Source organism: Actinophytocola sp. (assembly GCF_035712165.1).
GTDB lineage: Bacteria > Actinomycetota > Actinomycetes > Mycobacteriales > Pseudonocardiaceae > DASYTH01.
On the sequence record NZ_DASTBH010000193.1, the window covers coordinates 1 to 24519 of the forward strand.

Annotated in this window: 28 protein-coding genes; 18 read left to right on the top strand and 10 right to left on the bottom strand. The window is 70.8% G+C overall.

Features of this window, described 5'->3' with window-relative positions; translation table 11 throughout:
• On the top strand, positions 1 to 699 hold a 699-nt coding region (locus VFO68_RS10645), incomplete at its 5' end, for a response regulator transcription factor (protein WP_325158048.1).
• Between the two features lie 2 nt (positions 700 to 701).
• On the opposite strand, the gene VFO68_RS10650 is transcribed toward VFO68_RS10645, so the two are convergent.
• From VFO68_RS10650 to VFO68_RS10660, 3 genes are all read right to left on the bottom strand, one after another.
• Complete coding sequence (locus VFO68_RS10650) at positions 702 to 1082, bottom strand: hypothetical protein (RefSeq protein ID WP_325158049.1); 381 nt, start codon at positions 1080 to 1082, stop codon at positions 702 to 704.
• Between the two features lie 139 nt (positions 1083 to 1221).
• A complete protein-coding gene (locus VFO68_RS10655) occupies positions 1222 to 2238 on the bottom strand; it encodes an NAD-dependent epimerase/dehydratase family protein (RefSeq protein WP_325158050.1) in 1017 nt (338 codons plus the stop codon).
• Positions 2239 to 2248: 10 nt separating this feature from the next.
• Positions 2249 to 3196 carry a ScbA/BarX family gamma-butyrolactone biosynthesis protein gene (locus VFO68_RS10660; RefSeq protein ID WP_325158051.1) on the bottom strand — a complete coding sequence of 316 codons (948 nt, stop codon included), beginning with the start codon at positions 3194 to 3196 and terminating at the stop codon, positions 2249 to 2251.
• A 318-nt stretch (positions 3197 to 3514) separates the two neighbouring features.
• Between VFO68_RS10660 and VFO68_RS10665 the strand changes: the two genes are divergently transcribed.
• Positions 3515 to 4150 carry a ScbR family autoregulator-binding transcription factor gene (locus VFO68_RS10665; RefSeq protein WP_325158052.1) on the top strand — a complete coding sequence of 212 codons (636 nt, stop codon included), beginning with the start codon at positions 3515 to 3517 and terminating at the stop codon, positions 4148 to 4150.
• A gap of 15 nt (positions 4151 to 4165) precedes the next feature.
• On the opposite strand, the gene VFO68_RS10670 is transcribed toward VFO68_RS10665, so the two are convergent.
• The 4 genes from VFO68_RS10670 to VFO68_RS10685 all read right to left on the bottom strand — a co-directional run bounded on the left by VFO68_RS10670 (position 4166) and on the right by VFO68_RS10685 (position 7844).
• On the bottom strand, positions 4166 to 4810 hold the full coding sequence (locus VFO68_RS10670) for a ScbR family autoregulator-binding transcription factor (protein ID WP_325158053.1): 645 nt from the start codon (positions 4808 to 4810) through the stop codon (positions 4166 to 4168).
• 161 nt (positions 4811 to 4971) lie between these two features.
• Positions 4972 to 5745 carry an AfsR/SARP family transcriptional regulator gene (locus tag VFO68_RS10675; protein WP_325158054.1) on the bottom strand — a complete coding sequence of 258 codons (774 nt, stop codon included), beginning with the start codon at positions 5743 to 5745 and terminating at the stop codon, positions 4972 to 4974.
• Between the two features lie 147 nt (positions 5746 to 5892).
• The gene (locus VFO68_RS10680; RefSeq protein ID WP_325158055.1) at positions 5893 to 6804 is read right to left on the bottom strand and encodes an AfsR/SARP family transcriptional regulator; all 912 of its coding nucleotides are present in this window, start codon (positions 6802 to 6804) and stop codon (positions 5893 to 5895) included.
• A 38-nt stretch (positions 6805 to 6842) separates the two neighbouring features.
• Positions 6843 to 7844, bottom strand: a complete 1002-nt coding sequence (locus VFO68_RS10685) for a DUF2156 domain-containing protein (RefSeq protein WP_325158056.1) — start codon at positions 7842 to 7844, stop codon at positions 6843 to 6845.
• A gap of 177 nt (positions 7845 to 8021) precedes the next feature.
• On the opposite strand from VFO68_RS10685, the gene VFO68_RS10690 reads away from it, so the two are divergent.
• The 13 genes from VFO68_RS10690 to VFO68_RS10750 all read left to right on the top strand — a co-directional run bounded on the left by VFO68_RS10690 (position 8022) and on the right by VFO68_RS10750 (position 19765).
• A complete protein-coding gene (locus tag VFO68_RS10690) occupies positions 8022 to 9725 on the top strand; it encodes an aldehyde dehydrogenase family protein (RefSeq protein ID WP_325158057.1) in 1704 nt (567 codons plus the stop codon).
• Positions 9726 to 9734: 9 nt separating this feature from the next.
• The gene (locus VFO68_RS10695; RefSeq protein ID WP_325158058.1) at positions 9735 to 10874 is read left to right on the top strand and encodes an acyl-CoA dehydrogenase family protein; all 1140 of its coding nucleotides are present in this window, start codon (positions 9735 to 9737) and stop codon (positions 10872 to 10874) included.
• 12 nt (positions 10875 to 10886) lie between these two features.
• Positions 10887 to 12146 carry an aspartate aminotransferase family protein gene (locus tag VFO68_RS10700; RefSeq protein WP_325158059.1) on the top strand — a complete coding sequence of 420 codons (1260 nt, stop codon included), beginning with the start codon at positions 10887 to 10889 and terminating at the stop codon, positions 12144 to 12146.
• Positions 12143 to 12616: an SRPBCC family protein gene (locus VFO68_RS10705; protein WP_325158060.1), complete on the top strand. Its 474-nt coding sequence runs from the start codon at positions 12143 to 12145 to the stop codon at positions 12614 to 12616. The genes VFO68_RS10700 and VFO68_RS10705 overlap by 4 nt, the downstream gene beginning before the upstream one ends.
• A gap of 12 nt (positions 12617 to 12628) precedes the next feature.
• Complete coding sequence (locus VFO68_RS10710) at positions 12629 to 13069, top strand: hypothetical protein (RefSeq protein WP_325158061.1); 441 nt, start codon at positions 12629 to 12631, stop codon at positions 13067 to 13069.
• Positions 13066 to 13965 (top strand): VlmB-like protein, encoded by a 900-nt coding sequence (locus VFO68_RS10715; protein WP_325158062.1) that lies wholly within the window; start codon positions 13066 to 13068, stop codon positions 13963 to 13965. The genes VFO68_RS10710 and VFO68_RS10715 overlap by 4 nt, the downstream gene beginning before the upstream one ends.
• Positions 13965 to 15017 carry a beta-ketoacyl-ACP synthase III gene (locus VFO68_RS10720; protein WP_325158063.1) on the top strand — a complete coding sequence of 351 codons (1053 nt, stop codon included), beginning with the start codon at positions 13965 to 13967 and terminating at the stop codon, positions 15015 to 15017. Before VFO68_RS10715 ends, VFO68_RS10720 begins: the two co-directional genes overlap by 1 nt.
• A 23-nt stretch (positions 15018 to 15040) precedes the next feature.
• Positions 15041 to 15301, top strand: coding sequence for a phosphopantetheine-binding protein (locus VFO68_RS10725; RefSeq protein ID WP_325158064.1), 261 nt, complete (start codon positions 15041 to 15043; stop codon positions 15299 to 15301).
• The gene (locus VFO68_RS10730) at positions 15298 to 16527 is read left to right on the top strand and encodes a beta-ketoacyl-[acyl-carrier-protein] synthase family protein (protein WP_325158065.1); all 1230 of its coding nucleotides are present in this window, start codon (positions 15298 to 15300) and stop codon (positions 16525 to 16527) included. The genes VFO68_RS10725 and VFO68_RS10730 overlap by 4 nt, the downstream gene beginning before the upstream one ends.
• On the top strand, positions 16524 to 17537 hold the full coding sequence (locus VFO68_RS10735) for an acyl-CoA desaturase (protein ID WP_325158066.1): 1014 nt from the start codon (positions 16524 to 16526) through the stop codon (positions 17535 to 17537). The genes VFO68_RS10730 and VFO68_RS10735 overlap by 4 nt, the downstream gene beginning before the upstream one ends.
• Complete coding sequence (locus VFO68_RS10740; protein ID WP_325158067.1) at positions 17534 to 18007, top strand: MaoC family dehydratase; 474 nt, start codon at positions 17534 to 17536, stop codon at positions 18005 to 18007. Before VFO68_RS10735 ends, VFO68_RS10740 begins: the two co-directional genes overlap by 4 nt.
• Positions 17995 to 18936: a diacylglycerol/lipid kinase family protein gene (locus VFO68_RS10745; RefSeq protein ID WP_325158068.1), complete on the top strand. Its 942-nt coding sequence runs from the start codon at positions 17995 to 17997 to the stop codon at positions 18934 to 18936. The genes VFO68_RS10740 and VFO68_RS10745 overlap by 13 nt, the downstream gene beginning before the upstream one ends.
• A 100-nt stretch (positions 18937 to 19036) precedes the next feature.
• Positions 19037 to 19765 carry a serine protease gene (locus VFO68_RS10750; protein ID WP_325158069.1) on the top strand — a complete coding sequence of 243 codons (729 nt, stop codon included), beginning with the start codon at positions 19037 to 19039 and terminating at the stop codon, positions 19763 to 19765.
• Between the two features lie 59 nt (positions 19766 to 19824).
• Here VFO68_RS10750 and VFO68_RS10755 read toward each other — a convergent pair whose 3' ends face one another.
• The 3 genes from VFO68_RS10755 to VFO68_RS10765 all read right to left on the bottom strand — a co-directional run bounded on the left by VFO68_RS10755 (position 19825) and on the right by VFO68_RS10765 (position 22068).
• Positions 19825 to 20613 carry an alpha/beta fold hydrolase gene (locus VFO68_RS10755; protein WP_325158070.1) on the bottom strand — a complete coding sequence of 263 codons (789 nt, stop codon included), beginning with the start codon at positions 20611 to 20613 and terminating at the stop codon, positions 19825 to 19827.
• A 24-nt stretch (positions 20614 to 20637) separates the two neighbouring features.
• Entirely contained in the window at positions 20638 to 21009 is a 372-nt protein-coding gene (locus VFO68_RS10760) for a nuclear transport factor 2 family protein (RefSeq protein WP_325158071.1), read from the bottom strand.
• 102 nt (positions 21010 to 21111) lie between these two features.
• Positions 21112 to 22068: a GlxA family transcriptional regulator gene (locus tag VFO68_RS10765; RefSeq protein ID WP_325158072.1), complete on the bottom strand. Its 957-nt coding sequence runs from the start codon at positions 22066 to 22068 to the stop codon at positions 21112 to 21114.
• 86 nt (positions 22069 to 22154) lie between these two features.
• Between VFO68_RS10765 and VFO68_RS10770 the strand changes: the two genes are divergently transcribed.
• The 3 genes from VFO68_RS10770 to VFO68_RS10780 are packed head-to-tail and all read left to right on the top strand — an operon-like array spanning position 22155 to position 24029.
• Positions 22155 to 22319: a hypothetical protein gene (locus VFO68_RS10770; protein ID WP_325158073.1), complete on the top strand. Its 165-nt coding sequence runs from the start codon at positions 22155 to 22157 to the stop codon at positions 22317 to 22319.
• A gap of 19 nt (positions 22320 to 22338) precedes the next feature.
• The gene (locus VFO68_RS10775) at positions 22339 to 23142 is read left to right on the top strand and encodes an AraC family transcriptional regulator (RefSeq protein WP_325158074.1); all 804 of its coding nucleotides are present in this window, start codon (positions 22339 to 22341) and stop codon (positions 23140 to 23142) included.
• Positions 23139 to 24029, top strand: coding sequence for a lysophospholipase (locus tag VFO68_RS10780; protein WP_325158075.1), 891 nt, complete (start codon positions 23139 to 23141; stop codon positions 24027 to 24029). The genes VFO68_RS10775 and VFO68_RS10780 overlap by 4 nt, the downstream gene beginning before the upstream one ends.
• Positions 24030 to 24519: the final 490 nt, after the last annotated feature.

The window sequence follows — 24519 nt, forward strand, 5'->3', positions numbered from 1 at the left end:
CTTCGCGCGGTCTCCGGGCGCAGTATGCGGATCCTGCGCCGGCCGGGTGAGGCGGACGAGCTGATCCCGCTGGACTCGCCGGACCCGGACGGCATCCGGGTCCTCGTGGTCGGCGACGACCTGCTGGCCCGCCGGGGGATGCTCGCCGCGCTCGACGACGCTCCCGGCCTGGTCGTCGTCGGGGATCGCCACCCCGGCTCCGGTGTCGGCGCCGCCGTCCGGTCCAGCAGCCCGGACGTGCTGCTGCTGCACGGCCTGTCCGGGGCGGAGGCCGAGCCGACGCTGACCGCGGCGCGGGCGGCCGCCCCGGACATCCGGGTGCTCACCATCTGCGCCCGGGCCGACCGGGACACCGACCCCGGGCACGGGCTGCTGCCGGCCAGTTCCACCCCGGAGGAGATGGTGGCCGCGGTGCGCCTGGCCGCCGCCGGATACGTACTGCGCCGCGGTCCGGCGACCGCGGGCGGGGCCGGCCGGGCCGCCGCCGTGCGCCGTGGGCTCACCGAGCGTGAGTGCGACGTGCTGGAGCTGGTGGCGGCCGGCATGTCCAACGCCGAGATCGCCGGCACGCTGACCCTCTCCGAGCACACGGTCAAGTCCCACGTGCAGAACCTGCTGGGCAAGCTGAAGCTGCGCAACCGGATCCACGCGGTGATCTACGCGTTCGACACCGGTCTGGTCCGTTCGGGGAATGGCTGAGCTCAGCGCAGCTCCTCGGCGGCGAGCTCGCCGGCCGGGTCCGCCGCCGGCAGGTCGCGGCGCAGGATCGCCTTCACCTCGGCCTTGGCCCGGGCGTAGTCGTCGGCGATGTCCTCGGCGACCCCGTCCGGGGTGCTGGGCCGGGGCGGGGAGCCGGGGGTGCAGGCGTCGGCCAGGTCCGCCGCGAACGCGGCCGGCGCATCCGCGCGGGCCCGCAGAAAGGCCACCGAGAGCACGATGTCGACGCCCACCTCCTGCAGCGACCGGTGCCCGACCGAACGGTCCGGCACCAGGTGCAGCACCTGGGCGACGGAGCGGCTCAGCTCACGCTCGATCATCTCGCGGTTTCCGGGAAAGGCGATCTCGTCGTCTCGGAACGTCATGTCGGCCTCCGGCCCCGTGGTATGCGCCCATTGTCGACTCCGGTGCGAGGGCCGGACAATCGGTCGCCGGACCGATCGTGCGGCCCCCGGACACCCCTCGTCCGGCGGAGCCCGGGTACGCCGAACGAGGGGTGGCGCGCTAGGAGTGCCCGCTGCCGGCCAGGACCGGGATGAGCGCCGGGGCGTCGCGGCGCCGGCGATACCACTCGGCGGCCCGGGCCATGCCGGCGACGGGCGAGCCGGCCGGTGTCACTCCGGTCTTCCGCCAGATCCGTTCGCTGCTGTACCAGTGATCCTGGGCCAGCAACGAGAACTGGTGATCGGTCAACTCGGGCACGGCGCGCCGGGTGAGCGCGCGGTGCACCGTCGCGGGCAGGTCGTGCTCCGGCAACGGAAGCCCGAGTTGACCGCACACCGTTCTGGTCAGCGTGTGCACGCTGACCGGCTGCGGATGGCTGACGTGGAATACCGCACCCGCCATGGGTTCCCAGGGCATCAGGGCAAGGGCGCCGACGATCCGGCCGAGATCCTCGACCGGAACGACGGAGATCCGCGCGCGGCCGCCTTCGATCCACGCCGGCACCCGCCGCAGCAGCCGCAGCAGGGTCGGGACGAACCAGACGTCGCCGGGTCCGTAGATCAGGTTGGGCCGCAACACGATTCCGCCCATGGCCCGCACGGCCCGCTCGGCGGTCAACCGGGTGCGGCTGGTCGCCGAGACGGGAACGGGGGCGAGCGCGGACTCGGTGATGCCGCGATGCACCCCGCACCCGTAGACGGAGGTGGTGCTGACGTTGACGATGCGGCGGGTCCCGGCCCGGCGAGCCTCGTCGAGCAGGGCCAGCGTTCCTTCGGCGTTGACGGCGACGCATTCGGCGCTGTCTCCGCCGATGTGCGTCGCCAGGTGCACGACGGTGGACACCTGGCGGCACACTCCCCGCAGCGTTGCGGGATCGACGAGGTCGGCCCGCACCTCCACGGCGCCGGCCTCGGTCATCCAGGACGGCAGGGCTCGCCTGCTCAGCACACGGATCTCGGGCCGCGATCCGGATCGGGTTTCGTCCAGCAGCGCGCGCAGCACGGCCGTTCCGACGAACCCGGTACCCCCGGTGACGAGGATGGCTCCCTGCCTCGATCCCCTGGGCGCTACGGCCATGGTCGTCGCCTCAGCCGCGGAGGAGCAGCTCGAGGGTCGCGGTGGCCACGGTTCGGCCGGACTGTTCGAGCACCACGTCCACGGCGGGCCGGCCGGCACCGGCGCGGTGCGTGGCGAACACCGTGCACGGCTCGTCCAGTTCGATGTACCGGACGAAGCCGAAGGTGCCGGTCACGGGTACCGCCTCGGCGCACCCGAGCAGCGCCAGCGCGGCCTGCCGGGCGGCTTCCATGGCCACCATGCCGGGCACGTGGTCGTTCGGGTGGTCGAACATCACCGGGTGGTGCTGGTCGACCCGCAGCAGCCACACGTCCTCCAGTGCCGTGGCCGCCAGTACCACGTCGCTGTCCACCGTGCGGCCGACCGGACCGGCGGGGACGCCGGGCAGCATGGCCACCGGCACGTCGGTGCGGCCGAAGCGCTCCCCGCGCAGCCGCTCGTAGGACGCGGCCGAGATGACCCGGAAGCCGATCCGGCCGGAGCCGACCCGCTCCATGTCGCGGTACACGCCGTATTCCAGCCGGAGCCCGGCGAGCACGTCGCCCCGGCGCTTGATGTCGTGCGCCGCGCCGATGAGCACCACGTCGGCCGGGCGGCCGTCCAGCCGCAGGCCGGTTTCCTCGATCGTGAAGGACATCTCCTGCAGGACGAAGTTCGCGTTGCGTGGAACGCCGAACACCTGGTGAGCGATCGCCAGGGTCGCCTGCCGGATGGTTTCCGCCAGCAGCATGGGGTCATGCAGCCGGGCCTTCGGACCGAAGAAGCTGTGGGCACGTGGCCACTGCGCGCCGACCTGGAAGGTGGTTTCGCCGGTGATGCACAGGTCGGTGACGAACACCTCCGATACGGCGGCGCGGTGCACGAGATGGCGCGGAACGGTCTGCTGAAATAGCACCAGCTCCGCGCTCGGTAAGTCTCCGGTGGTCGGCGATGCCGGAGGGTTGATCATGGTGGTCATGGCAACCTCGTCCCAGTGAAGATCAGTCAGTGCGGTGATCTTTGATGTTGCTCGTAGCGTTGCAGCCGCAGCGTTGCGACGCCTTCGCGCAAGATCGGGTTACGGAAGGCCGGTTCGAATCGATCGGTGTGGCGCACGCCACATGGGTGAACCATACCTACCACCCGGTTTTTTTTCGAGAGTTCAAGGGCAAGATTTTGAGCTATCCTTGAAGTCGCCGTGCCAGCCACCGGACGACTAGGTCGCCGTCCGAGCGCCTAGACGCTCCGTGTTCAGGCGAACTCGGTGCGTGATCAACGACATCGGGAGGTGCTGCCGTTGCCTCGGCAGGAGCGTGCGGAACGTACCCGCGCCAACATCATCGACGCCGCCGCGGCCATGTTCGACGAGTACGGCTTCAACGGAGCCAGCCTCTCGGACATCCTCAACGAGGCGGGCGTCACCAAAGGCGCGTTGTACTTCCACTTCTCCTCCAAGGAGGAACTGGCACACGCCCTGGTCACCGAGCAGTTCGGCGTGCAGGAGCCGCTGCAGCGGGAAAGCGTGGGCATCCAGACCGCGATCGACCTGTGTCACGAGATGGCGCACGCGCTGCGGACCGACGTGCGGGTGCGGGCGAGCATCCGCCTGGTCATCGAGACCGGCAGCTGGGCCGATCCGTCGCCGGACGCCTACCAGCAGTGGATCGACGTGGTGCGCACCTACATGGAGTCCGCGTCGGAGCGGGGCGACCTGCGCAAGGAGCTCTCGCCCGACGACGTGGCCCGCTGGGTGGTCGGAGCGTTCACCGGTATCCAACTCAGCTCCCAGGTGCTGACCGGCCGCGCCGACATCCACGAGCGCGTGACCGGCATGTGGAAGATCGCCCTGCCCGGGCTGGTGCCGCCGCGCCGGCTGGCCAAGTTCGTCCCGTCCGGCACCGCCGGCTACGGCACCGGTTCGGCCACCGCCTGAACGAACTCCGCCCGGTTACTTGTCGTTCGGGTTGACCGCCTCGGATCCGCCGATCTGGAACTCGCCGATCCGGCTGGCGGAAACAATTCCGGGCAGCATCAGGGCCCACATGTCACCGAGGCCGGCGCGCATGTTGCCGCGGCGCATTCCGGCCCACCACAGCACTTCGATGCCGACACAGATGGTGACCACGAGCGTGCTGACCACGTCGACCAGCACCCCCTCGTCCAGCTCGCCGGCCCGCTGGGCCCGCTGCAGGGTGGTGTCGACCGTGGCCAGCAGCTCCACGTAGAAGTCCACGAAGGGCCGGCCCCGGTCGCCGCACTCCCGCGCGGTCCGCAGACTGGCCCTGATCACCGGCTCGCTGTCCAGCCAGCGGGCCAGCATGTGGGTGATGTCGATGAGCGACTGCAGGGCATAGACCTCGGCCGCGACCTGCTTGTCGACGAAGGATCGCAGCATGCCGCAGGCCTCGGCCTGGATTGCGCCGCCCAGCTCCTTCTTCGAGGCGAAGTGGAAGTAGAAGGCCCCCTTGGTGACCCCGGCCGCCCTGCTGACGTCGTCGAGCGTGGCGCCGGCGAACCCGTCGCGGTCGAACAGCTCGGCGGCCGACCGGATCAGGTGCAGCCGCGTGTACTCGGATCTCGCTTGTTTCGTCACGACACGTCCCGTGGCACGAAGGTGTGCGGTGTGGCCACCGAGGGCTGGGGGCGTGCCGGCCATAAGCTCCGCACACCCCCGCCGCCCTCGTCCGGACGTGCTGTCGACTCGCGGCCGGTGTTCATGCCTGCCCCCAGTGTCGCTGGGCAGCGCCGCCTTTCTCATCCAGCCGCCCGGACCATGCTGGTGTGCTCGGTCGCCGGTTCGGCCAGACGTGGGTCGGACATGAGAATCGCGTGCTGGAGCCGGCGCAGGCTGGGCGACGGTTCGAGGCCGAGCTCGTTGACCAGGCAGGTGCGCAACCGGCGGTACACGTCGATCGCCTCACCGCGCCGGCCGGAGCGGTAGAGCGCCAGCATGAGATGTGCGTGCATACCCTCATGCGTTCGGTATCGCCCGACCAGACCGGCGAGTTCCCCCAAGAGCTCATGTTGGCGGCCCAACCGGAGATCCGCGTCGATGCGGCGGTCAAGGACATTGAGCCGAGCCTCCTCAAGACGATGCCCCTCAACCTCGAGTAGCGAGCCAGTCTGGACGTCAACGAGCGCCCGGCCCCGCCAGATTGCCAGTGCCTCGGTGAAGCTCTTCGACGCCGTCTCGAAGTCGCCGAGCTCCCGCGCTCTGTGTCCGACCGCCGCCAGTCGGTCGAATTCCCGCACGTCCACCCTCCCCCCCATGGTATCGAGGAGGTATCCGCCCGGGTACGTGACCAGCACTCGTTTCGCGTCCCGCAGGTCACCGGCCGTGGACTGCTCCAGCGCGCTACCGATCAGGTTGCGCAGATGCAGGATGTAGGTCTGCACCGTGGTGTTGGCGCTACGGGGAATGTCCTCGCCCCAAAGCTCCTCGAACAACGACGCCATCGGAACGACCTGGTCGGCGTGCACGGCTAACATCGCTAAGACCTTGCGCGGCTTCGCGGCTGTCGGGGCCACCGACACTCCGCCTTGACGGGCCATCAGAGGCCCAAGAATATCAATGTCCACTTCGTCTCCTGCGCCGGTTCGCGGTCGATGTGCCGGCCCGGTGGTCGGCATCTGCTCGACCGCCTCTCAATGATACAAAACCGACCGCCCGGTTTGTCAATATAAAACCGGGCGGTCGGTCTGTTCCATATCAGTTGAAATCGCGCCATGCTCGGAGATCGTGACTCCCCGCGCTCGAAACGGGTCGGGGAGTGTCGAAGAGTAAGCGAGCTCCAGCGACGGGTCCTGATTCAGGATCGCCTGCATGCGGTCCTTCAACTTCGGCGACGGCTCCATTCCGAGCTCGTTGACCAGCCTGCGGCGCACCGTGTCGTACTCCCGGAGCGCGTCGGCCTGCCGCCCGGACCGGTACAGCGCCACCATCAGCAACTCGGCCAGCCGCTCCCGCCACGGGTAGAGCGTGGCCATCTTCTTCAGCTCGCTGATCACCCCGAGCTCGATGCCCGCGGCCACGCTGGCCTGGAACTTGTCCTCGATGGCGGCCAGCCGGGTCTCCTCCAGATGCAGCACCGAGCCGTGGCACATCGGCCCGCCGGTCACCCCCTCGAGCACCGGGCCGTCCCACAGCCGCAGGGCGAGATCGAACATGTCCGTGGCGCGCACCGGATCGGCGGCCATCTCGCCGTGCGCGGCGGCGACCAGCCGTTCGAACAGCGTCGCGTCCACCTCGTGCGGCTCGGTGTACAGCACGTAGCCGGTGGGCAGCGTGATCAGCCGCTCCCGCGCGAATTGCTCACCGAAATGTGATTTGAGAAGTTTTCGCAAACGCGCGACCAGTGCCTGCAGCGCGTTATCGGCCTTGGCCACCGGCCGGCCGTCCCACAGTTCCGCGAAAAACTGCTCCTTGGTGACGACCTTGCCTGAATTGATTAACAAGGTGGCCAGCAGGGTGCGCTGACGGCCGCCGTGCAGCGCGACCAGGCGGCCGTCCCGGACCAGCCCGACGGTCCCGAACACCTTGAAGATGACGGTGTCGGCCGGGTTCGCGGGCGGCAACGGCTCCGCCATCGACCACCTCTTCCGTCGGTTCGCTCCCGCTCGGCCGCTCACAGTGCATTGGCCACCTGGAAGATCCGTAGAAAGCCGGTCAGGCCGGCCCGGCCGGAGAACGCCACGTACTCGGGCAGCACGGCGTGCGGCGCCCACTTGTTCTTGTAGGCGAGCTGCGTGGCCGCCGGGTAGACGGCCGCGCCGTGCCGGGCCAGCACCCGGACCAGCCCGGCGAACCAACGGCTCGCGGTGGCCGTCTCCAGCCCGGGGTCCAGGCCGGTGAACGGGGTGAAGCCGAAGTGCAGCCAGCCCGCGCCCTCGGCGGTGAACGTGTCGATGGCGGTCTTGTTGATCGCCTCCATGATCCCCGGCGGCCCGTCGGCGCGGCGCCGGGACAGGTCGTGCAGCCAACCCGGCCGGCTGCCGTAGACCGGCGAGTAGGAGATGTAGCCGGCCAACGCGCCGTCGATGAGCCCGACGAACAGCCGGCGGTGCGGCTGCGCCGGCCCGCCGCGCTCGCCGACCAGGAACTCCAGCGGCTTGGCGTGCCGGCCCTTGGACCGCAGCCAGGCCGCGTCCAGCGCGGCCGCCTCGGCCGCCCAGCCGGCGTGCTCCGCCTCGAGAACGGTCAGCCCGCTGCGCAGCGCCCGGTACACCTTGTTGCGCAGCCGCACGAACCGGCCGCCGCGCAGCGAGAAGGCGGTCAGGTCCACCGCATAGGAGGCGCCGACCTGGTTTACCGCATACCCGGAATCGGCGTAGAGCAAAGCATCCGCCCGCTGCAGTTGAATCGCGACGACACGCTTTCCGGCCGCGGCGGCGAACGCGCCGAACCTGTCGAGCAGTTCACGGTGACCGGCCGCCGGCGCGAACGGCCCACCGAACTGCACCAGATGCCCGCCGCACCGCCGGTAGACCACCATCCCGTCCAGGTCCGGCGCGGCGAAGTAGCTGTTTCCGCTGTTCAGCGCCAGGAACGCGCTCGGGTTGTCCGAATAGGACTCGAGGATGCGTCGCGCCGAGTGCGACGTCACCGGACCCGCGGTATCGATCGACATGGTAGCCATCCTCGATACCACGCTCGAGAAATCTGCTAAATTCCGTCCAGTACCGCGCTTTCCTAGTCAGTCGCGAGTCACGTGTCAGCGCCTCGTCAAAGGCTTTTGTCAGACTCGAATTCAGCAATGCATCAGATAAATCCGGGTGATGCTTGTTGGGAGCGAAGGACGGCGGGCGTGGCAGTGAACCTGGCAACCGACCTGCCGGCAGGGGACGAGTCTGCCGGCCCGGTGACCGGTGCCCCGGCCTACGACTACTCGTCCTATGTGGACGGCCGGGACGTCGCCTCCGGGCGGTACGTCTACACCGTCTCCGCCCGGTCGGTGCTCGAGGACGTGTTCGCCAGCCTCACCCTCAAGCGGCGGCTGGAACAGGGTGACCTGCCGCTGTCCGGCGCGGCGGCGGACCAGGTGGTCGGCCGGTGCGCGATCGCCGAGCCGGCGACCGTGCAGGCCGCGCTGGAGGCCGCGGCCACCGCCGCACCGACCTGGGCGGCGGTGCCGCTGGCCGACCGGATGCGGCTCGGCGCCGGCATCGCCGAGGCGCTGCGGGCCCGGCACGCCGGGCTGGTCGAGCTGATGGTGGCGGAAGGCACTCCGCGTGCGCTGGCCCGCTGGCAGGTGGCCGGCCTCGCCGAGCTGTTCAGCCCGCAGACCCTCGGCTGGTGCGCCCGTCAGATGCACGAGGAGATCCGGCTCGGTCCGCGCCGGCTGACGGTGCGCCGCGTGCCGGACGGCGTGGTGTGCGTCAACCCGCCGCAGAACGCGCCGGCGGCCAGTGCCCTGTTCGGCATCACGCCGCTGCTGGCCGGCAACGCGGTGGTGGTCCGGGCGCCGCGCAGCGCGCCGCTCGGCGTCATGTTCGCGTTGCGCGAGCTGGTGGTGCCGGTGCTGGACGAGCTGGGCGCGCCACCCGGCGTGCTCGGCGTGTTCTGCGCCCGGCCGGGTCCGACGCTCGCCGCCTGGCTGGACTCCCCGCTGGTGAACGACATCTTCTACACCGGCGACACCGAACGGGGCCTGGCCTTCGAGCGGGACTGCGTGGCACGCGGCAAGAAGCCGATCCTCGAGCTGGCCGGCAACGACTGCGTCGTGGTCTGGCGCGACGCCGACCTGGAGCTCGCGGTGGAGGCGCTCACCGAGTGCTTCTACGGCTCCGGCCAGATCTGCATGGTGCCCAACCAGGTGCTCGCCCACCCGGCGATCGCCGATGAGCTGCTGGACCGGTTGGCCCGGGCCGCCGCGGCGATCCGGCCCGGTTACCCGGACCAGGACGACGTGCTGCTCTCGCCGGTGCTGCGCAGCGAGAAGTTCTTCGGCCAGGTGCGCCAGGCCCTGGCTGCCGGCGCGACCCTGGTGCACGGCGGCCGCCGGCTGGAGGTGGACGGCTCGGCGTCGGACACCGGGCCGTTCCTGGAGCCCACCGTGCTGCGGGTGGACGGCCTGGCCGGTTGCCGCGACGTGACCGCGGTCGGATCCGAGACGTTCTTCCCGCTGCTGCCGGTCATCGTGCCGCATCCGCGCCCGGACGCGGACCTGCTCGCCGCGATGATCGACTTCGTCAACGGCAACCCGTACGGCCTGCGCAACTCGGTGTGGGCCACCGATCCGGCCGTGCTCGACGAGTTCGCCGGCCGGATCACCAACGGCGGCCTGCTCAAGCTCAACGACTCGCACATCGGGTTCCTGCCCTTCCTGCCGACGCACGGCGGGACCGGGCGCACCGGAGGTGCGTTCGGCGAAGCGAACTATCCGATGCTCCGCAGCTCACACCTGCAGGGCGTGTCGCTGGCCGCAGGGGTGCGGCCACGCGAGGCGGTCTTCGGCGCCTACCGGGCGATGACCGCCGCGAGCTGTTCCTCCCACCGGAACCACGACTGAGGAGTCGACATGCAGTTCATGGAAGCCGACCGCATCCTGTGCGACAAGCTGTTACCGGGCCTGCGGGGACAGCTTGCCGAGATCCCGCTCGCCGAACTGGAGTCCGAGGACAGCCCCGCGATCGAGATGTTCCGCGCGCACGGCGGCACCAACCTGCTGGTGCCGGCCGGCTACGGCGGCCTGAACGCGACCGCGCTCGAGGCGGCGCGGGTGATCCGCGCGCTCGGCGCGCTGGCCCCGTCGATGACGGTCGCGACGATGATGCACCACTTCTCGCTGGGCACCCTGTTCGCGGTGGCCGAGACGATCGGCACCGAGTCCGGGCTGGAGGACATCCTGCTGCGCCGGATCGTGGCCGACCGCATGCTGGTCGCCTCCGGGTTCGCCGAGGGTCACTCCGGGCGCGGCATCCTCGACCCCACCATGCGGGCCGAGCCGGTGGACGGCGGGTTCCTGATCAACGGTTCGAAGAAGCCGTGCAGCCTGTCCCGGTCGATGGACCTGCTCACCGCGAGCGTCTCCATGCCGATGCCGGACGGCGGGCGCGGGACGGGCGTGCTGATGCTGCCGGCGGACACGCCGGGCGTGTCCATCCACCCGTTCTGGTCGTCCTTCGCGCTGGCCGGCGCGGAGAGCAACGAGGTTCGGCTGGACGACGTGCTGGTCACCCCGGAGCACATCATGCAACCCAACCCCGAGGTGGTGCGGCAGATGGACAAGCTGACCACCACCGGGCTGATCTGGTTCCAGATGACCGTGTGCGCGAGCTACACCGGCATCGCCAGCGCGCTGGTGGACAAGGTGCTGGACCGCGCCCGGGGCAGCGTGTCCGACCGGGCCGCGCTCGCGGTGCGGATCGAGTCCGCCGCCGCGCTCACCGAGGGCCTGGCCCGCCGGTTGATGGACGGCGAGGTCGACAACGACACCCTGGCCACCGCGCTGGTCACCCGGTTCGCCGTGCAGGACGCGCTGGCCGCGACCACCAGCCAGGCCGTGGAGATGCTCGGTGGGATGGCCTACATCGGTTCGTCGGACATCGCCTACCTGGCCGCGGCCACGCACGCCATCGGGTTCCACCCGCCGTCCCGGTCCAGCATGGCCGGTGGGCTGGTCGACTACTACGCCGGGTACCCGGTCGTGGTGAGCTGAGGAAGGTCCACAGTGGACACGATCAGGACCGATCCGGCCGCGCGGGACCGGGCGACCATGGACCGCTACCGGCGGCACCTGTCCACCGGGCGGGCCGCGCTCGGCGAGATGTTCGGCGGCGACGTCGAGGTGGCCGCGCGCGGCGCCTGGGTGCGCACCAGCGCCGGACGAGAACTGCTCAACTGTGGCGGTTACGGGGTGTTCATCACCGGCGCCCGGCATCCACGGGTGCTGCGCGCGGTGCGCCGCCAGCTTTCCACCAACCCGGTGGCCACCCGGCTGCTGATCGAGCCACAGGTCGCGCTGGCCGCCGAGGCGCTGGTCGGCACCACGCCGGCCGGGCTGGACCGGGTGCACTTCGCCTGCGGTGGCGCGGAAGCCGTCGAGGCGGCGCTGAAGATGGCCCGGGCCAACGGAAAGCGCCGGCTGGTGTCGATGGAGAACGGCTACCACGGCAAGACCCTCGGCGCGCTGTCGGTCACCGCGAACCCGTTGTTCCAGGACCCGTTCCGGCCGCTGCTGCCGGACACCGCGCACGTCCGGTACGGCGACGCGGCCGCGCTGGAGGCCGAGTTGGCCGCCCATCCGGACGAGTCGTGCGTGATCGTCGAGCCCGTGCAGGGTGAGGCCGGCGTGGTCATCCCGCCGTTCGGTTACCTGGCCGAGGTGCGGCGGCTGTGTCACCAGTACGGCGCTTTCCTGATCCTGGACGAGATCCAGACCGGGCTCGGCCGGCTCGGCTACTGGTGGGGCGCCGAGCGCGAGGCGATCGTGCCCGACGTGCTGCTGGCCGGCAAGGCGCTCGGCGGCGGCGTGCTGCCGGTGTCCGCCGCGATCGCCACCGCCGAGGCGTTCGCGCCGTTCGACCGGGATCCCTTCCTGCACACCTCCACCTTCTCCGGCAGCCCACTCGGCATGGCCGCGGCCCAGGCGGCCATCGCCGCGATCCGGGACGAGCACCTGGTGTTCCGCTCGCGTTGGCTCGGTGAGCTGCTCCGGGAGGAGATCGCCGAGATCCTGGTTGAGCGGCTGGGCGCGGCGGTCCGCGAGGTGCGCGGGCTGGGCCTGCTGATCGGCATCGAGCTGGCCGTGGACGGGCTGGCCGGGGAACTGCTGCTGGAGCTGATGGCGGCCGGCGTGATCGCCAACCACTCGCTGAACTCCGCCCAGGTGCTGCGGTTGACCCCACCGGCCGTCATGGACCACGAGGACGTCGACTTCCTGCTGCACGCCGTCGACCGGGCGGCTCGAGCGGTGCGTGATGTCCTATGAGGACGGTCCGGCTGGAGATCCGGTTCGCCGCGGCGGATCCGGTGGCGGCGTTCCGGGCGATCGCCGACTTCGCGGCGTTCCCGGACCTGGCCGAGGATGTCCGCACGGTGCAGGTGCACCCGGGCACGGTGCGCAACAGCGACTGGACGGTGAACTTCCGGCGCGGCCTGATGCGCTGGAACGAATGGGAGATCGTCGACGTTGACCGGCTGCGTATCGAGTTCGGGCAGACCGACGGCGACTTCGCCGAGTTCGGTGGCCATTGGCAGCTCGCCGCCATCGAAGGCGGCTGCGCGGTGCGGTTCGAGGTCGGTTTCGACTTCGGCATCGAGAGTCTGGCCGGCCTGATGGACCCGATCGCCGACCGGGTCATCACCCGGGTCATCTGCTCGGTACTCACCGGGCTGTTCGGCGACATCACGGTGGTCGAGGGTGGCGAGTCGCTGGTCGACCTCGCCCGGACGGCATGAGGTAGAAGGAAGATGGACGCGGCAAACCACTTCGAGACGAGAACGACCTACCGGCTGATCCGGTTGGAGTACCTGGTCGGGCTGGCCGTGGCCGTGGCGCTGTTCGCCGCGCACATCGGCGAGGTCCGCTGGCTGCCGGCCGTGCTGCTGTTCGCCTACATCGACCTGGTCGGCTACATCCCGGGCGCGATCGCCTATCACCGCAGCCCGACCAAGCAGATCTCGAAGGTCTACTACGTGCTGTACAACACGATGCACAGCCTGGTCACCCAGGCGGTCGTGATCGGGCTGTGGGTCTGGCTGATCGGCTGGGAGTGGGCGCTGCTGGCGATCCCGATCCACCTGTTCGGCGACCGCGCGCTGTTCGGCAACTTCCTCAAACCGTTCGCCGTGCAGTTCGAACCGGTCGAGCACCCCGCCTTCGGAGCCCTACGGGCGGGGGTGGCCAGATGAGTTTGCTGGACGAAGCGGCGAACACCGAACTCACCCCGGCCGAGGCCAACCTGCGCCACTGGCTGGCCACGATGCCACCTCCGCTGGACGGGCACGCGCCAGACGTGCCGGTGCCGGAGTTCATGCGGGAGCCGGGTCCGTTGTTCGACGCGATCGCCCAGGAGTACGCGTTCCGTGCGGTGGCGGAGGAGAAGGCCGCCCGGGCGCTCGGCTACCTGGTCCCCCTTGCCCCGGACACCGACACGATGGAGTTCTACGCCACCCAGGTGCTCGACGAGGCCCGGCACGCCATGGTGTTCCGCAACCACCTGGTCGCCCTCGGGGTGCCGGCAGCGGAGCTACCCGCCGCCACCGAGTCCTTCGCCGGCAACGACATCCGGGCGATCCTCGACCCGCTGGAGGAGTTCAGCCTGCGGATCATGCGCGACCAGGCCGACTTCCTCGGCGGCGTCGTGGTGATGACGGTGATCCTGGAGGGCGCGCTGGCGCCGGCCGCCGAACTGTCCGAGCGCAAGTGGCGGCCGCTCGACCCGGCCGCCGCCGACATCGACCAGGGCGCCGGCATCGACGAGGTCCGGCACCTGACCGTGGGCGCGGCGGTCGCCCGGCAGTACCTCCTCGACCATCCGAAGCGCCGCGACGACGTGCTGGCCCTAATCGAGCGCGGCATGCGGCTGTGGGCCGGCCTTCCGGTGCGGGCCATGGTGCGCAGGCGCGAGGAACTGTTCCAGGCCGGTCTGGCACAGCACGCCGGCGTCGTCGGCGACTACGAGATCTGGCCCGGCCGGCGGCTGGTCGACACCACGCCGGTCGAGCGGTTGACCACGGCCGAGGGCTGGTCGGCCGAGTTGAAAAGCGTTCGGCTGAAGTACATCGGACTGGAGGGAGCGCTGTGATGAACGCGCAGGTGACCGCGCTGGCAAGGCGCTCGTACAGCGGACCGCACACCGCCCGCACCGCGGTCCTTTCCGGACTGGGTTCCTGGGTGCCCCCGCACGTGGTGGACAACGACGAGATCGCCGAGCGGCTGTCCACCACGCCGGACTGGATCCAGACCAGGACCGGGATCCGGCAGCGCCGGGTGATCGACCCCGGTATGTCCACTTCGGACCTTGCGGTGCAGGCCGGGCAGCGTGCGCTGAAGTCGGCCAACGTCGAGTCGGTGGACTTCGTCATCCTGGCCACCACCACGCCGGACCGGCCGTGCCCGGCGACCGCACCGGACGTGGCGAGTCGGCTCGGGGTCGGGGGCGCCGCGGCGTTCGACCTCAACGCGGTGTGCACGGGTTTCGTGTACGGGCTGGCCACCGGCGCCGGTTTGATCGCCGGCGGGATCGCCGACCGGGTGCTGGTGATCGGCGCGGACACGTTCTCCACCATCGTGCACCCGCTGTGCCCGACGTCGGCGGCGATCTTCGGGGACGGCGCCGGAGCCGTGGTGCTGCGGGCCGGCGAGGCGCACGAACTCGGCGCGATCGGGGCGTTCGACCTCGGCAGCGACGGGGACGGCGCGGAGCTGATCATGGTGCCGGCCGGTGGATCCCGGCAGCGCGGCACCCGGATCGCGGCCGACGAGCGGGACACCTACTTCACCATGGCGGGCAAGAAGGTGTTCCTGCGGGCCATCACCCACATGGCCAAGTCCGCCGAGGCCGTGCTCGACCGGGCCGGCATGCGCTTGCAGGACGTCGACAAGTTCGTCTACCACCAGGCCAACGCCCGGATCCTGCACGGGGTCGCGGACCGGCTCGGCCAGCCGCGGAGCAAGTTCGTGCGCAACATCGACATGGTCGGCAACACCGCGGCCGCGTCGGTGCCGATCGCACTGGCGACCGCCAATGAGAACCGTGAGCTTCTCGTCGGGCAGCGGGTGCTGCTCGGCGCCTTCGGCGGCGGGCTCACCTGGGGGTCCACCGTGCTGCGCTGGCCCGACATCGACGCTCTGTAACCGTGACACCCGAGGAGAAACCCATGTCCGCGACGGTTCTCGAACGCCTGACCGCCCTGTTGACCGGCCGCTTCGGCGTGCCGGCGGAGGAGGTCCGAGCCGAGGTCACCTTCGCCGAGCTCGACCTCGACTCGCTGGCGCTCGTCGAGTTCGCCATGTCCGCCGAGCACGAGTTCGGCATCCCGTTCGGGGAGGACGACCTGACCCCACAGTCCACAGTGGACGACGCCGGGCGGCTGATCGGCAGCCGGCTCGCCGGCTCGGACGCTGTGGGGATCGGATGACCCTCGGCCGCTGCGAGGCCGCGGTGACCGGCATCGGCTTGGTGACCCCGGGCGGGATCGGGGTGCTGGAAAGCTGGAAGGCGATCCTCGCCGGCCGGCCGACCGCCACCGTCGACCCGGAACTGGCCGGGATGCCGATCGACTTCACCTGCCGGGTACCGGGTTTCGACGCCGACGAACTGCTCGGCCGGCGCACCGCGTGGCGGCTGGACCGCTACGTGCATCTCGCGCTGGTCGCGGCCCGGGAGGCGATCGAGGACTCCGGCCTGGACCCGAAGGAGTGGGACAGCGGCCGGGTCGGCGTGGTGATGGGCAACGCGCTCGGCGGGGTGCGCACGTTCGAGGAGCAGCACAACACGCTGCTCCGGGAGGGCGCCGGCCGGGTGTCGTCGCTGCTGATCCCGATGATGGGCATCAACATGGTGGCCGGCTACATCGCGATCGACTGCGGCGCACAGGGTCCGAACATGGTCACCACGACCGCGTGCGCGTCGGCCACCACCGCGATCGGCACGGCCCGCGAGCTGATCCGGACCGGCCGGTGCGACATCGTGATCGCCGGTGGCGCCGAGGCCGGGCTGACCCGCCCGGTGCTGGCCGGCTTCACCAGGATGGGCGCGCTGTCCGGCCGGGTGCAGGACCCGGCCGCCGCGTCCCGGCCGTTCGACGGGGACCGGGACGGGTTCGTGGCCGCCGAGGGCGCCGGAGTGCTCGTGCTGGAACGGATGGATCACGCCCAGGCACGCCGGGCGCACGTCCGGGCCCGGCTGATCGGCTACGGCGCCTCGGCCGACGCCCACCACGTCACCGCGCCCGACCCGACCGGCGACGGGGTGGCGAAGGCGATCCGGATGGCGCTGCACGACGCGGGCATCGAGCCGCGCGAGGTGGACCACGTCAACGCGCACGGCACGTCCACCCGGCTCAACGACGCCGCCGAGGCCCGGGCGCTGCGGCGGATCTTCTCCGACGGGCCGAGCGTCACCTCGGTCAAGGGCGTCACCGGCCATCCGCTCGGCGCCGCCGGGGCGATCGAGGCGGCGTCCACGGTGCTGGCCATCGAGCAGGGCCGGGTGCCGCCGACGGCCAACCTGGACCGGCTCGACCCGGACATCGACCTGGACGTGGTGTCCGGCGCCTCCCGCCGGCAGCGGATCTCCGCCGCGATCAGCAACTCGTTCGGCTTCGGCGGCCAGAACGCCGTGCTCGTGATGGCGGCCGCATGAGGATCACCGTCGCACCCACCGCCGACTTCGCCGAGCTGGCCGAAGAGGTCAGAGCCGCGGGACTGCTGGAGCCGCGCCGCGCCTACTACACCGCCAAGATCGTCTTCAACCTGCTGCTCACCGCCGGCTGCTGGACCGCCTTCGCGCTGGCCGGCGACAGCCCGTGGCAGCTCGCGGTCGCCGTCGCCCTCGGGTTCGTCCTGCTGCAGGCCGGCTTTCTCGGCCACGACGCCGGGCACCGGCAGATCACCCGCTCCAAGCGGGCGGCCGAGGTGCTCGGGCTGATCCACCTCAACCTGTTGCTCGGGGCCGCGAACGGCTGGTGGGTGGCCCACCACAACCGCCATCACAGCGACCCGAACAACCTCGACCGGGACCCGGACACACTGCGTCGCCCGGTGGCCTTCGACGTGTCCGAACTGCCGGCCAAGGGCCGCACGCCCGCCCGGCGGTTCCTGATCCGCTTCCAGGCGGTGCTGTTCTTCGTGCTGCTCGGCAACGAGGCGTGGCGGGTTCGGGCTGCCGGCTTCACGGCCGCCCGCGCCGGCCTGCTGCGCAACCCCGTGCTCGAGCTCGGCCTCGTCATCGTCCACATCGGACTCTTTGCGGGCGCTGTGTTTCTGGTGCTGCCGCCGGGACTCGCGCTGGCCTTCGTCGCGGTCAGCCAGCTCACCCTGGGCCTCGGCCTGGGCGCGGTGTTCGCCCCCAACCACAAGGGCATGCCGGTGTACCGGGACGGCGAGCACCTGGACTGGCTGCACCGCCAGGTGCTGACCTCGCGCAACATCCGGGCCGGCCGGCTGGTGGACTTCCTGTTCGGTGGCCTGAACCACCAGATCGAGCACCACCTGTTCCCGGGCATGCCCCGGGTGAACCTGCGCCGGGCCCGGCCGATCGTGCGCGACTACTGTGCCCGGCACGCGATCCCGTACCGCGAGGTGTCGCTGTGGTCGTCCTACCGCGCGGTGGCCGCGCACCTCGGCGCGGTGAGCCGGCAGGCCCGGCAATGAGGGTCATCGCCGGACCGGCCGACCTGGCCGCGCTGGCCGGCACCCGGTTGGGGGCCAGCGGGTTCCGCACGATCGAGCAGCGGCAGATCGACGCGTTCGCCGCGCTGACCGGCGACCAGCAGTGGATCCACACCGACGCCGAACGCGCCGCCACCGGACCGTTCGGCGTCACCATCGCGCACGGCATGCTCACCCTGTCCCTCGGCGTCGCCCTGCTGGCCGAGGTGTTCCGCGTCGACGGGGCAAACCTGGTGCTGCACAAGGGTTTCGACCAGGTTCGGTTCGGTGTGCCGGTGCGCTGCGGCAGCCGGGTCCGGCTGCTCGCCGACCTCACCGGGGTCACCCCGCGCGCCCGCGGGTTCACCGAGGCGACGCTGGCCGTGACCATGGAGATCGAGCGCAGGACCCGGCCGGCCTACACCGCCCTGGCCCGGATGCTCTACCAGGAGGCGCCCGCATGCGTGCGTTGATCATCGTCAACCCGGCCGCCCGGGGCCTGTCCCCCGACCTGGCCGGTGCGCTGGAAGCCTTGTGCCGCAACCGGTTCACCGAGGTAGAGGTACGGCACACCACCGGGGCTGACCAGGCAACCGCGCTCGCGGCGGGTGCCCCGGCGGGTTGCGTGGTGTTCGCGGTGGGCGGCGACGGCACCGCCCGCGAGGTGGTGCACGGCCTGGCCGGCGCCGCGGCCAGCATGTTCATCGTGCCGGCCGGCACCGCGAACTCCTGCTACCGCTCGTTCTGGGGCGAGACCGCCTGGCCGGACGCGCTCGACGCGGCGCTGGCCGATCCCGCCGGGCACACCAGACACCTCGACCTGGCTCGGCTGGCGGAGAACGGCAAACTGGTGCTCGCCGGCGCCTCCACCGGCTTTCCGGCGCAGGCCATCCACCGGGCCGAGTCGCTCACCGACCTGACCGGCCGGGCCCGCTACGAACGGGCACTGCTGGACCTGGCCGCCACGTTCCGGCCCTACCCCGGCCGGGTCACGGTCGACGGCGTCGAGGTCCACAATGGACCGACGATGCTCGCCAACGCCGGCGGCAGTCGCTACCGGGGCGGGCAGTTCGAGGTCCTGCCGCACTCGGTGATCGACGACGGTCTGCTGGACGTCTGCGTGATCGGCGGGACGCACGACCCGGCCGAGATGCTGGGACTGGCCCGGGCCGGCCGGCATGTCACCCGGTCCGGCGTGGTCTACGCGCGCGGGCGGCGGGTCACGTTCGAGCGCACCGACGGCGAACCGCTGTGGTTCGAGCACGACGGCGAGGTGCTGCCCGCCGCGAACGGGGCGTTCACCCTCGACGTGCTTCCGGCCGCGGTGGCGATGCTGGTCGGCCCCGCCGCCGATCTGGGTCGCAGATCGTCCGATAACCGGACATTCGTGTCTAAATGGTGAAACAGTCATACTTCCGGCGGTTCTGTAGCCCAGAGTGACCTTCCTAGCATTCTCCGTTGACCTCGTCACCCCTGCTCGAGGTCAGTAAAGGAGAATCCCGATGAGGGCACGGGCCCTGCTCGCAGCTGCCGTGACCGCACTAGCCGGGTTGCTGATCCCGGCCAACGCGGCAGCCGACGAAGTCACACCGTTCATCGTGGGTGGCCGCAACGCCACCCAGGTCTACTCGTTCATGGCCTCCCTGCAGTCCAGCTCGGGCGGCCACTCCTGTGGCGGCTCCCTGATCCGGCCGAACTGGGTGGTCACCGCCGCCCACTGCGGCCAGCCGTTCCAGGTCCGCGTCGGCACCACCAACCGCACCTCCGGCGGCACCGTCGCCCGGGTGGCCCAGCGCGTGGCCCACCCGAGCGCCGACCTCGCCCTGCTCCGACTGTCCACCTCGATCGGACAGGCTCCGATCACGATCGCGACGACCTCCGGCGCCACCGGCACCGCCACCCGGATCATCGGGTGGGGCCAGACCTGCGCGCCGCGTGGTGGCTGCGGGGCCCCGGTGACCCTGCAGGAGCTCGACACCTCGATCGTGGCGGACAGCCGGTGCCTCGGCATCCGGGCCAGCACCGAGATCTGCACCAACAACCCCGGCGGCAACAGCGGAGCCTGCTACGGCGACTCCGGTGGCCCGCAGGTCAAGCAGGTCTCCGGGACCTGGCAGCTGATCGGCGCCACCAGCCGGGCCGGCAACAACAGCTCGACCTGCGCCACCGGACCGTCGATCTACGTCGACGTGTCCGCGCTGCGCAGCTGGATCACCAGCGTCACAGGCTAGGTTGCAGGTCCGCTGGATGAACCCGGCCGGAAAACCGGACCCACCATCCAACCGGCCCGTTAGGTGACCGAGGACCCGGAGGTGTGCTCGCGCAGCAGCGCGACCGTGCGCTCCGGGTCCTCCCACCAGAACAGGTGCCCGGCGCCCTCGAACAGCTCCAGCCGGGCGTTCGGGATCAGCCCGGCGATCTGGCCGGCGTTGGCCACCGCGAGGATCTCGTCCGCGGTGCCGTGCATGACCAGGGTCGGCGCGGAGATCTGGGCCAGCCGGGCGATGGCGTCGTGGCCGAGCACCGCCTGCATCTGCAGCATCATCACCGGGACCGGCACCTTGACCGCGAGCGCGATCTCCCGGAACTCCTCGAAATGGGCCGGTTCGGCGGCGTAGCGGGCCGAGAGGTTGACCTCGAAAGCCGTGCGGACGGCCAGATCGGCGTCCCGGGTGGCGCTCGCCTGCACGGCGCGCTGCACCCCGGTGGCGCTCAGATCCCCACCGGTGCCGGGATAGGTGCAACCCAGGGTCAGCGTGCGCACCAACTCCGGCCGGCGCAGCGCAAGCTCCTGGGCGACCATCCCGCCGAGCGAGATGCCGAACACGTGGGCGGTGTCCAGCCCCGCGTCGGCGAGCACCCGGGCCGCGTCGTCGGCCAGGTCGGCGATCGTGAACGGCGCCTCCGCCCGGTCACTGGCGCCGATCCCCCGATGGTCGAACGTGACGATGTCGAAGTCCCGCTCCAGCAACGACAGGAACGGCTCGCCCCACATGCGGTGGTGGCCGGCCATGCCCATGATCAGCAGGAGCGGCGCGCCCGCGCCGCGGCGGACCCGGTGCAGTTGAGGGTTCGACATGGAACCCAGCCTAGTTATCGACCGTTACCGCACCGCATCGGGAATCTGGCCAAAGAATCCGATGATGCTGCGCAGCCGGCCGTCGTCGCCGAACTTGGCGTAGGCGACCCCGCCGAAGGTCGGCCGGCCGGCCGGGTCGATGATCGCCCACTCGAACCGGGCCCGGTCCCGATGGTGGTAGATCTCGCTGGTTCGTCCGTAGATCCGGTCCGGAAACTTGCGATGGATGCGATCGATGTTGGCACTGATCTGAGCGTGCCCACGTGCCTCCGCGCCGCGATCGACGTAATGGCCGTCCTCGGTCCACACCTTCTCGATCATCGCCAGGCGCAGGTCCGGATCGGTCTCGTTCCAGGTCGCGACGTACTCATCGATCTGCTGCTGCCGGTCAATCATGGTGCGAGGCTTCCTTTCCCGCGCACCGACTCCGCCACGCCACCATGATTGCCCGCCGGGCCCGGGCGGGGCCAGCGACCTCGAGCCGGCCGCGAGCCGGGCTCAGGCCGGCCGCTGGGCGAAGGTCCTGCGGTAGTCGGTCGGGGAAACCCCGACGACCCGGTGGAAGTGGTGGCGCAGCAGGGCGGCCGAGCCGAATCCGCACCGCTCGGCGACCTCGTCGATGCCGAGCGTGGTCTGCTCGAGCAACTGCCGTGCGGCCAGTACCCGCTGCGTGGTCAGCCAGCGGTGCGGGGTGGTGCCGGTCTCGGCCACGAACCGCCGGGCGAAGGTGCGCTCGGACAGCCGGGCCCGCTTGGCCAGCGCGCTGACCGGGTGCTCCTCGGCGATGTGCTCCAGCATCCAGGTCAGCACCGGGCCCAGGCTGTCCCCCTCGCAGTCCGGGATCGGCAGTTCGACGAACTGTCGCTGGCCGCCTTCCCGCTGGGGCGGAACGACCATGCGCCGGGCGATGGCCGCGGCGGGCGCCGAGCCCAGCTCACGGCGCACCAGATGCAGGCAGGCGTCGATCCCGGCCGCGGTGCCGGCACTGGTGATCACCGCGCCGTCGTCGACGAAGAGCACGTCCGGGTCGAGCAGCGCGTCCGGGAACCGCGCGGCGAAGGAATCCACGTAGCGCCAATGGGTCGTGCACCGGCGACCGTCCAGCAGGCCGGCGGCGCCGAGCATGAACGCCCCGCTGCACACCGAAAGCAGCGTGCTGCCCCGATTGGCTGCCTGCCGTAGCGCGTCGAGCACGGCCGGTGGGTACTCGTCGCGAATATCGCATGCGGGCACGGCCACCAGGTCGGCACCATGCAACGCGTCCAGTCCCTGCTCGGGAATGAACCGCATGCCGATGCTCGTTCGTACTGGTTGTCCGGGGTGCTCGGCACAGACCCGGAACTCGATGGGCGGCACCCCGTCCTCGGTCCGGTCGATGCCGAACACTTCGCAGATCGTGCCGAACTCGAACGTGGCGAACCCGTCCACGAGCACGGCGGCGACAGTCCTGAGCATGGGGCAAGCGTACTTGGCAGGATTTTGTCGCACAAGGTCAGATCTGCCACTCGTGGCAGGTAATCAACGAGCGCAAACTTAGTGCCATGACAACGGCACTCATGGCAATCATCATCATCGGACTCCTCGCCTATGGCCTCGAACGCAACCGCCGGCACTCCGAGCGGCCCGGATCACGCTTCGCCGGCAGCTCCGACGTCATCGACCGGGACATCGAGCGGCTCTCCGCCGACCTCCGCGCCCGGTACTGATGTCCGGCGCTGGCCCGGCATGCGCACCGAGTACAGCTCCATCCCGGCGACGGCGGGTCCGACCCACACCGAGCCGAACCAGGTCGGGGTGTCGTTCAGCGGACACCGCGCGGCGGTGTTCGAGTCCGGCGGCCACACCGTCGAGCGCGACATCCCACCCGGCTCGGTGTTCGTCACCGGGCCCGACCCGATCAGCTGGACCCACATCCGCGAGCACACCGAGGCCATGGAGATCTACCCCGACCTCGGTCTGCTCGCCTCCCTGGCCGACGGCCCACCCGCGCTGAGACCCGCCGCGGCTACCCGCGACGGCACCGTGCTGGCCATCGCCTCCATCCTCAAACGGGTGCACACCACCGGTTGCGACCTGTCCGACGTGGCCGCGAGCACGCTGGCGCACCGGATCGCCGAGCACATCCTGGACAACCACGCCGGGCGGACCGGCCGGAGCCGGCCGGGCCGGCTCGACCGGCGCACCGTCGACCGGGTGGCTTCCTTCGTCGACGCCGAACTGTCCGGAGAGCTGACCCTGGACCGGCTCGCCGCCGTCGCCACGCTCAGCCCGTTCCACTTCGCCCGGGCCTTCAAGGCCACCACCGGACTGGCCCCGCACCAGTTCGTGATGTCCCGCCGGATCGAGCGGGCCCGCACCCTGCTGATCGCGTCCCGGGACAGCGTCGTCGACATCGCGCACGCGGTCGGGCTGTCCAACGTCAGCCACTTCCGGCGGGTGTTCCGTGGCCACACCGGTGTCCTGCCCGGCGAAGTCCGCAAGATCGGACCCTCCGCCCGCCCGGCGCGCCGTGCGATCGTCCGCCCGTGACTTTCACTCCGTACCTGTTCTTCAACGGCGATGTTCCTTTGTCCGCCCGGATCTACCGCAACACCGACGACCCGTTCGCCCGCCAGCCGGCCGTGATCATCACCGGCTCCTGGCTCACCGTGAAGGAACAGATGGCGCACCTGTACGCCACTTCCCTTGCGGCGCAGGGCTTCACGGTGTTCACCTTCGACTTCACCGGCTTCGGCACGAGCGGCGGAACCCTGCGCCAGGCCGAGATCCCGTCCCGCAAGATCGCCGACATCACCGCCGTCGCCCGCCACGTCGCGTCCCTGTCGTTCGTCCGCCCCGGCGCCGTCGGCTACCTGTCCGTCTGTGCCAGCGCCCAGTACGCGTTGGCCGCCATCGCCGCCGGTGCCCCGATCGCCTCGTTCGTCAGCGTCGCCGGCTGGTTCCACGACACGGCGTCCGTGGCCCCCTTCTACGGCGGCCCCGACGGCATACGCCTTCGCCTGTCCCGCGCCAGTGCGGCCTTCGACGCCCACCTGTCCACCGGCGAGCTCCGCATGGTCCCCGCCTACGAGGACGGCAACGACCGCGCCGGCATGTTCTTCGAGCTGGATTATTACGCCAGCCCCGGCCGAGGCGCCGTTCCCGAGTGGCGCAACGAGATGGCGGAGTTGTCGTGGCCGTACTGGCTAGGCTTCGACGGCCTCGCCGCGGCCAACCGGGTCGCCGCCCCCACCCTGTTCGTCCACGGCGACGACTGCGTCCTTCCGGACAACGTCAAACTCGTGCACTCCCGCCTAGCCGGCCCCAAGGACCTGCTCTGGACCGCCGGCACCCAAACCGACTTCTACGACCAACCCGCCCACGTGTCCCTGACCACCACCGCCGCCGCCGACCACTTCAACTCCACCCTCCCTTAACCATCTGCGGAAGTGGCAACTCGCCGGGCCCGAAGTGGCAACTCGCCGGGCTGGAAATGGGGACTCGCCGGGCTGGGGGCCGGGTGCCGTTCCCGGCTTTCTTGCGGAACGCCGGGTGGGTTGCGTTTGGTGGGGCTGGGTCCGGCGTTCCGTTCGGTTAGGCGCTGCCTCGGGGTCTGCTGTGGGCTCCCTGGTTGCGGGTTTGCCTGGGTGGGGTTCCCGGCTACGTCGGAACGCTCGGGGTGGCCACTGTGGCAGGGCTGGGCCCGGCGTTCCGCGGCGCGACTGTGGACAGCCCCTCGGGGTGCGTCGTCCGATGGCTGGGGGCCTGCCCACAGCCGCGCACCGGGCGGGTCTCCCGCAGCTTGGCAGGGTGGTCGCCACCGGCGAGTCCCCACTTCCAGCCCGGCGAGTCCCCCGTTCCAGCCCGGCGAGTTGCCACTTCGAACCACATATCCCCAGCGGCGGGGCCTGCGGCGGCGCACGCCGC

Excerpts from the sequence above, each read along its gene's own strand:
- VFO68_RS10650 (WP_325158049.1), bottom strand. The coding sequence starts at position 1,082 with ATGACGTTCCGAGACGACGAGATCGCCTTTCCCGGAAACCGCGAGATG.
- VFO68_RS10655 (WP_325158050.1), bottom strand. The coding sequence starts at position 2,238 with ATGGCCGTAGCGCCCAGGGGATCGAGGCAGGGAGCCATCCTCGTCACC.
- VFO68_RS10660 (WP_325158051.1), bottom strand. The coding sequence starts at position 3,196 with ATGACCACCATGATCAACCCTCCGGCATCGCCGACCACCGGAGACTTA.
- VFO68_RS10680 (WP_325158055.1), bottom strand. The coding sequence starts at position 6,804 with ATGGCGGAGCCGTTGCCGCCCGCGAACCCGGCCGACACCGTCATCTTC.
- VFO68_RS10685 (WP_325158056.1), bottom strand. The coding sequence starts at position 7,844 with ATGTCGATCGATACCGCGGGTCCGGTGACGTCGCACTCGGCGCGACGC.
- VFO68_RS10695 (WP_325158058.1), top strand. The coding sequence starts at position 9,735 with ATGCAGTTCATGGAAGCCGACCGCATCCTGTGCGACAAGCTGTTACCG.
- VFO68_RS10705 (WP_325158060.1), top strand. The coding sequence starts at position 12,143 with ATGAGGACGGTCCGGCTGGAGATCCGGTTCGCCGCGGCGGATCCGGTG.
- VFO68_RS10710 (WP_325158061.1), top strand. The coding sequence starts at position 12,629 with ATGGACGCGGCAAACCACTTCGAGACGAGAACGACCTACCGGCTGATC.
- VFO68_RS10715 (WP_325158062.1), top strand. The coding sequence starts at position 13,066 with ATGAGTTTGCTGGACGAAGCGGCGAACACCGAACTCACCCCGGCCGAG.
- VFO68_RS10720 (WP_325158063.1), top strand. The coding sequence starts at position 13,965 with ATGAACGCGCAGGTGACCGCGCTGGCAAGGCGCTCGTACAGCGGACCG.
- VFO68_RS10725 (WP_325158064.1), top strand. The coding sequence starts at position 15,041 with ATGTCCGCGACGGTTCTCGAACGCCTGACCGCCCTGTTGACCGGCCGC.
- VFO68_RS10730 (WP_325158065.1), top strand. The coding sequence starts at position 15,298 with ATGACCCTCGGCCGCTGCGAGGCCGCGGTGACCGGCATCGGCTTGGTG.
- VFO68_RS10735 (WP_325158066.1), top strand. The coding sequence starts at position 16,524 with ATGAGGATCACCGTCGCACCCACCGCCGACTTCGCCGAGCTGGCCGAA.
- VFO68_RS10740 (WP_325158067.1), top strand. The coding sequence starts at position 17,534 with ATGAGGGTCATCGCCGGACCGGCCGACCTGGCCGCGCTGGCCGGCACC.
- VFO68_RS10745 (WP_325158068.1), top strand. The coding sequence starts at position 17,995 with ATGCGTGCGTTGATCATCGTCAACCCGGCCGCCCGGGGCCTGTCCCCC.
- VFO68_RS10750 (WP_325158069.1), top strand. The coding sequence starts at position 19,037 with ATGAGGGCACGGGCCCTGCTCGCAGCTGCCGTGACCGCACTAGCCGGG.
- VFO68_RS10755 (WP_325158070.1), bottom strand. The coding sequence starts at position 20,613 with ATGTCGAACCCTCAACTGCACCGGGTCCGCCGCGGCGCGGGCGCGCCG.
- VFO68_RS10760 (WP_325158071.1), bottom strand. The coding sequence starts at position 21,009 with ATGATTGACCGGCAGCAGCAGATCGATGAGTACGTCGCGACCTGGAAC.
- VFO68_RS10765 (WP_325158072.1), bottom strand. The coding sequence starts at position 22,068 with ATGCTCAGGACTGTCGCCGCCGTGCTCGTGGACGGGTTCGCCACGTTC.
- VFO68_RS10770 (WP_325158073.1), top strand. The coding sequence starts at position 22,155 with ATGACAACGGCACTCATGGCAATCATCATCATCGGACTCCTCGCCTAT.
- VFO68_RS10775 (WP_325158074.1), top strand. The coding sequence starts at position 22,339 with ATGCGCACCGAGTACAGCTCCATCCCGGCGACGGCGGGTCCGACCCAC.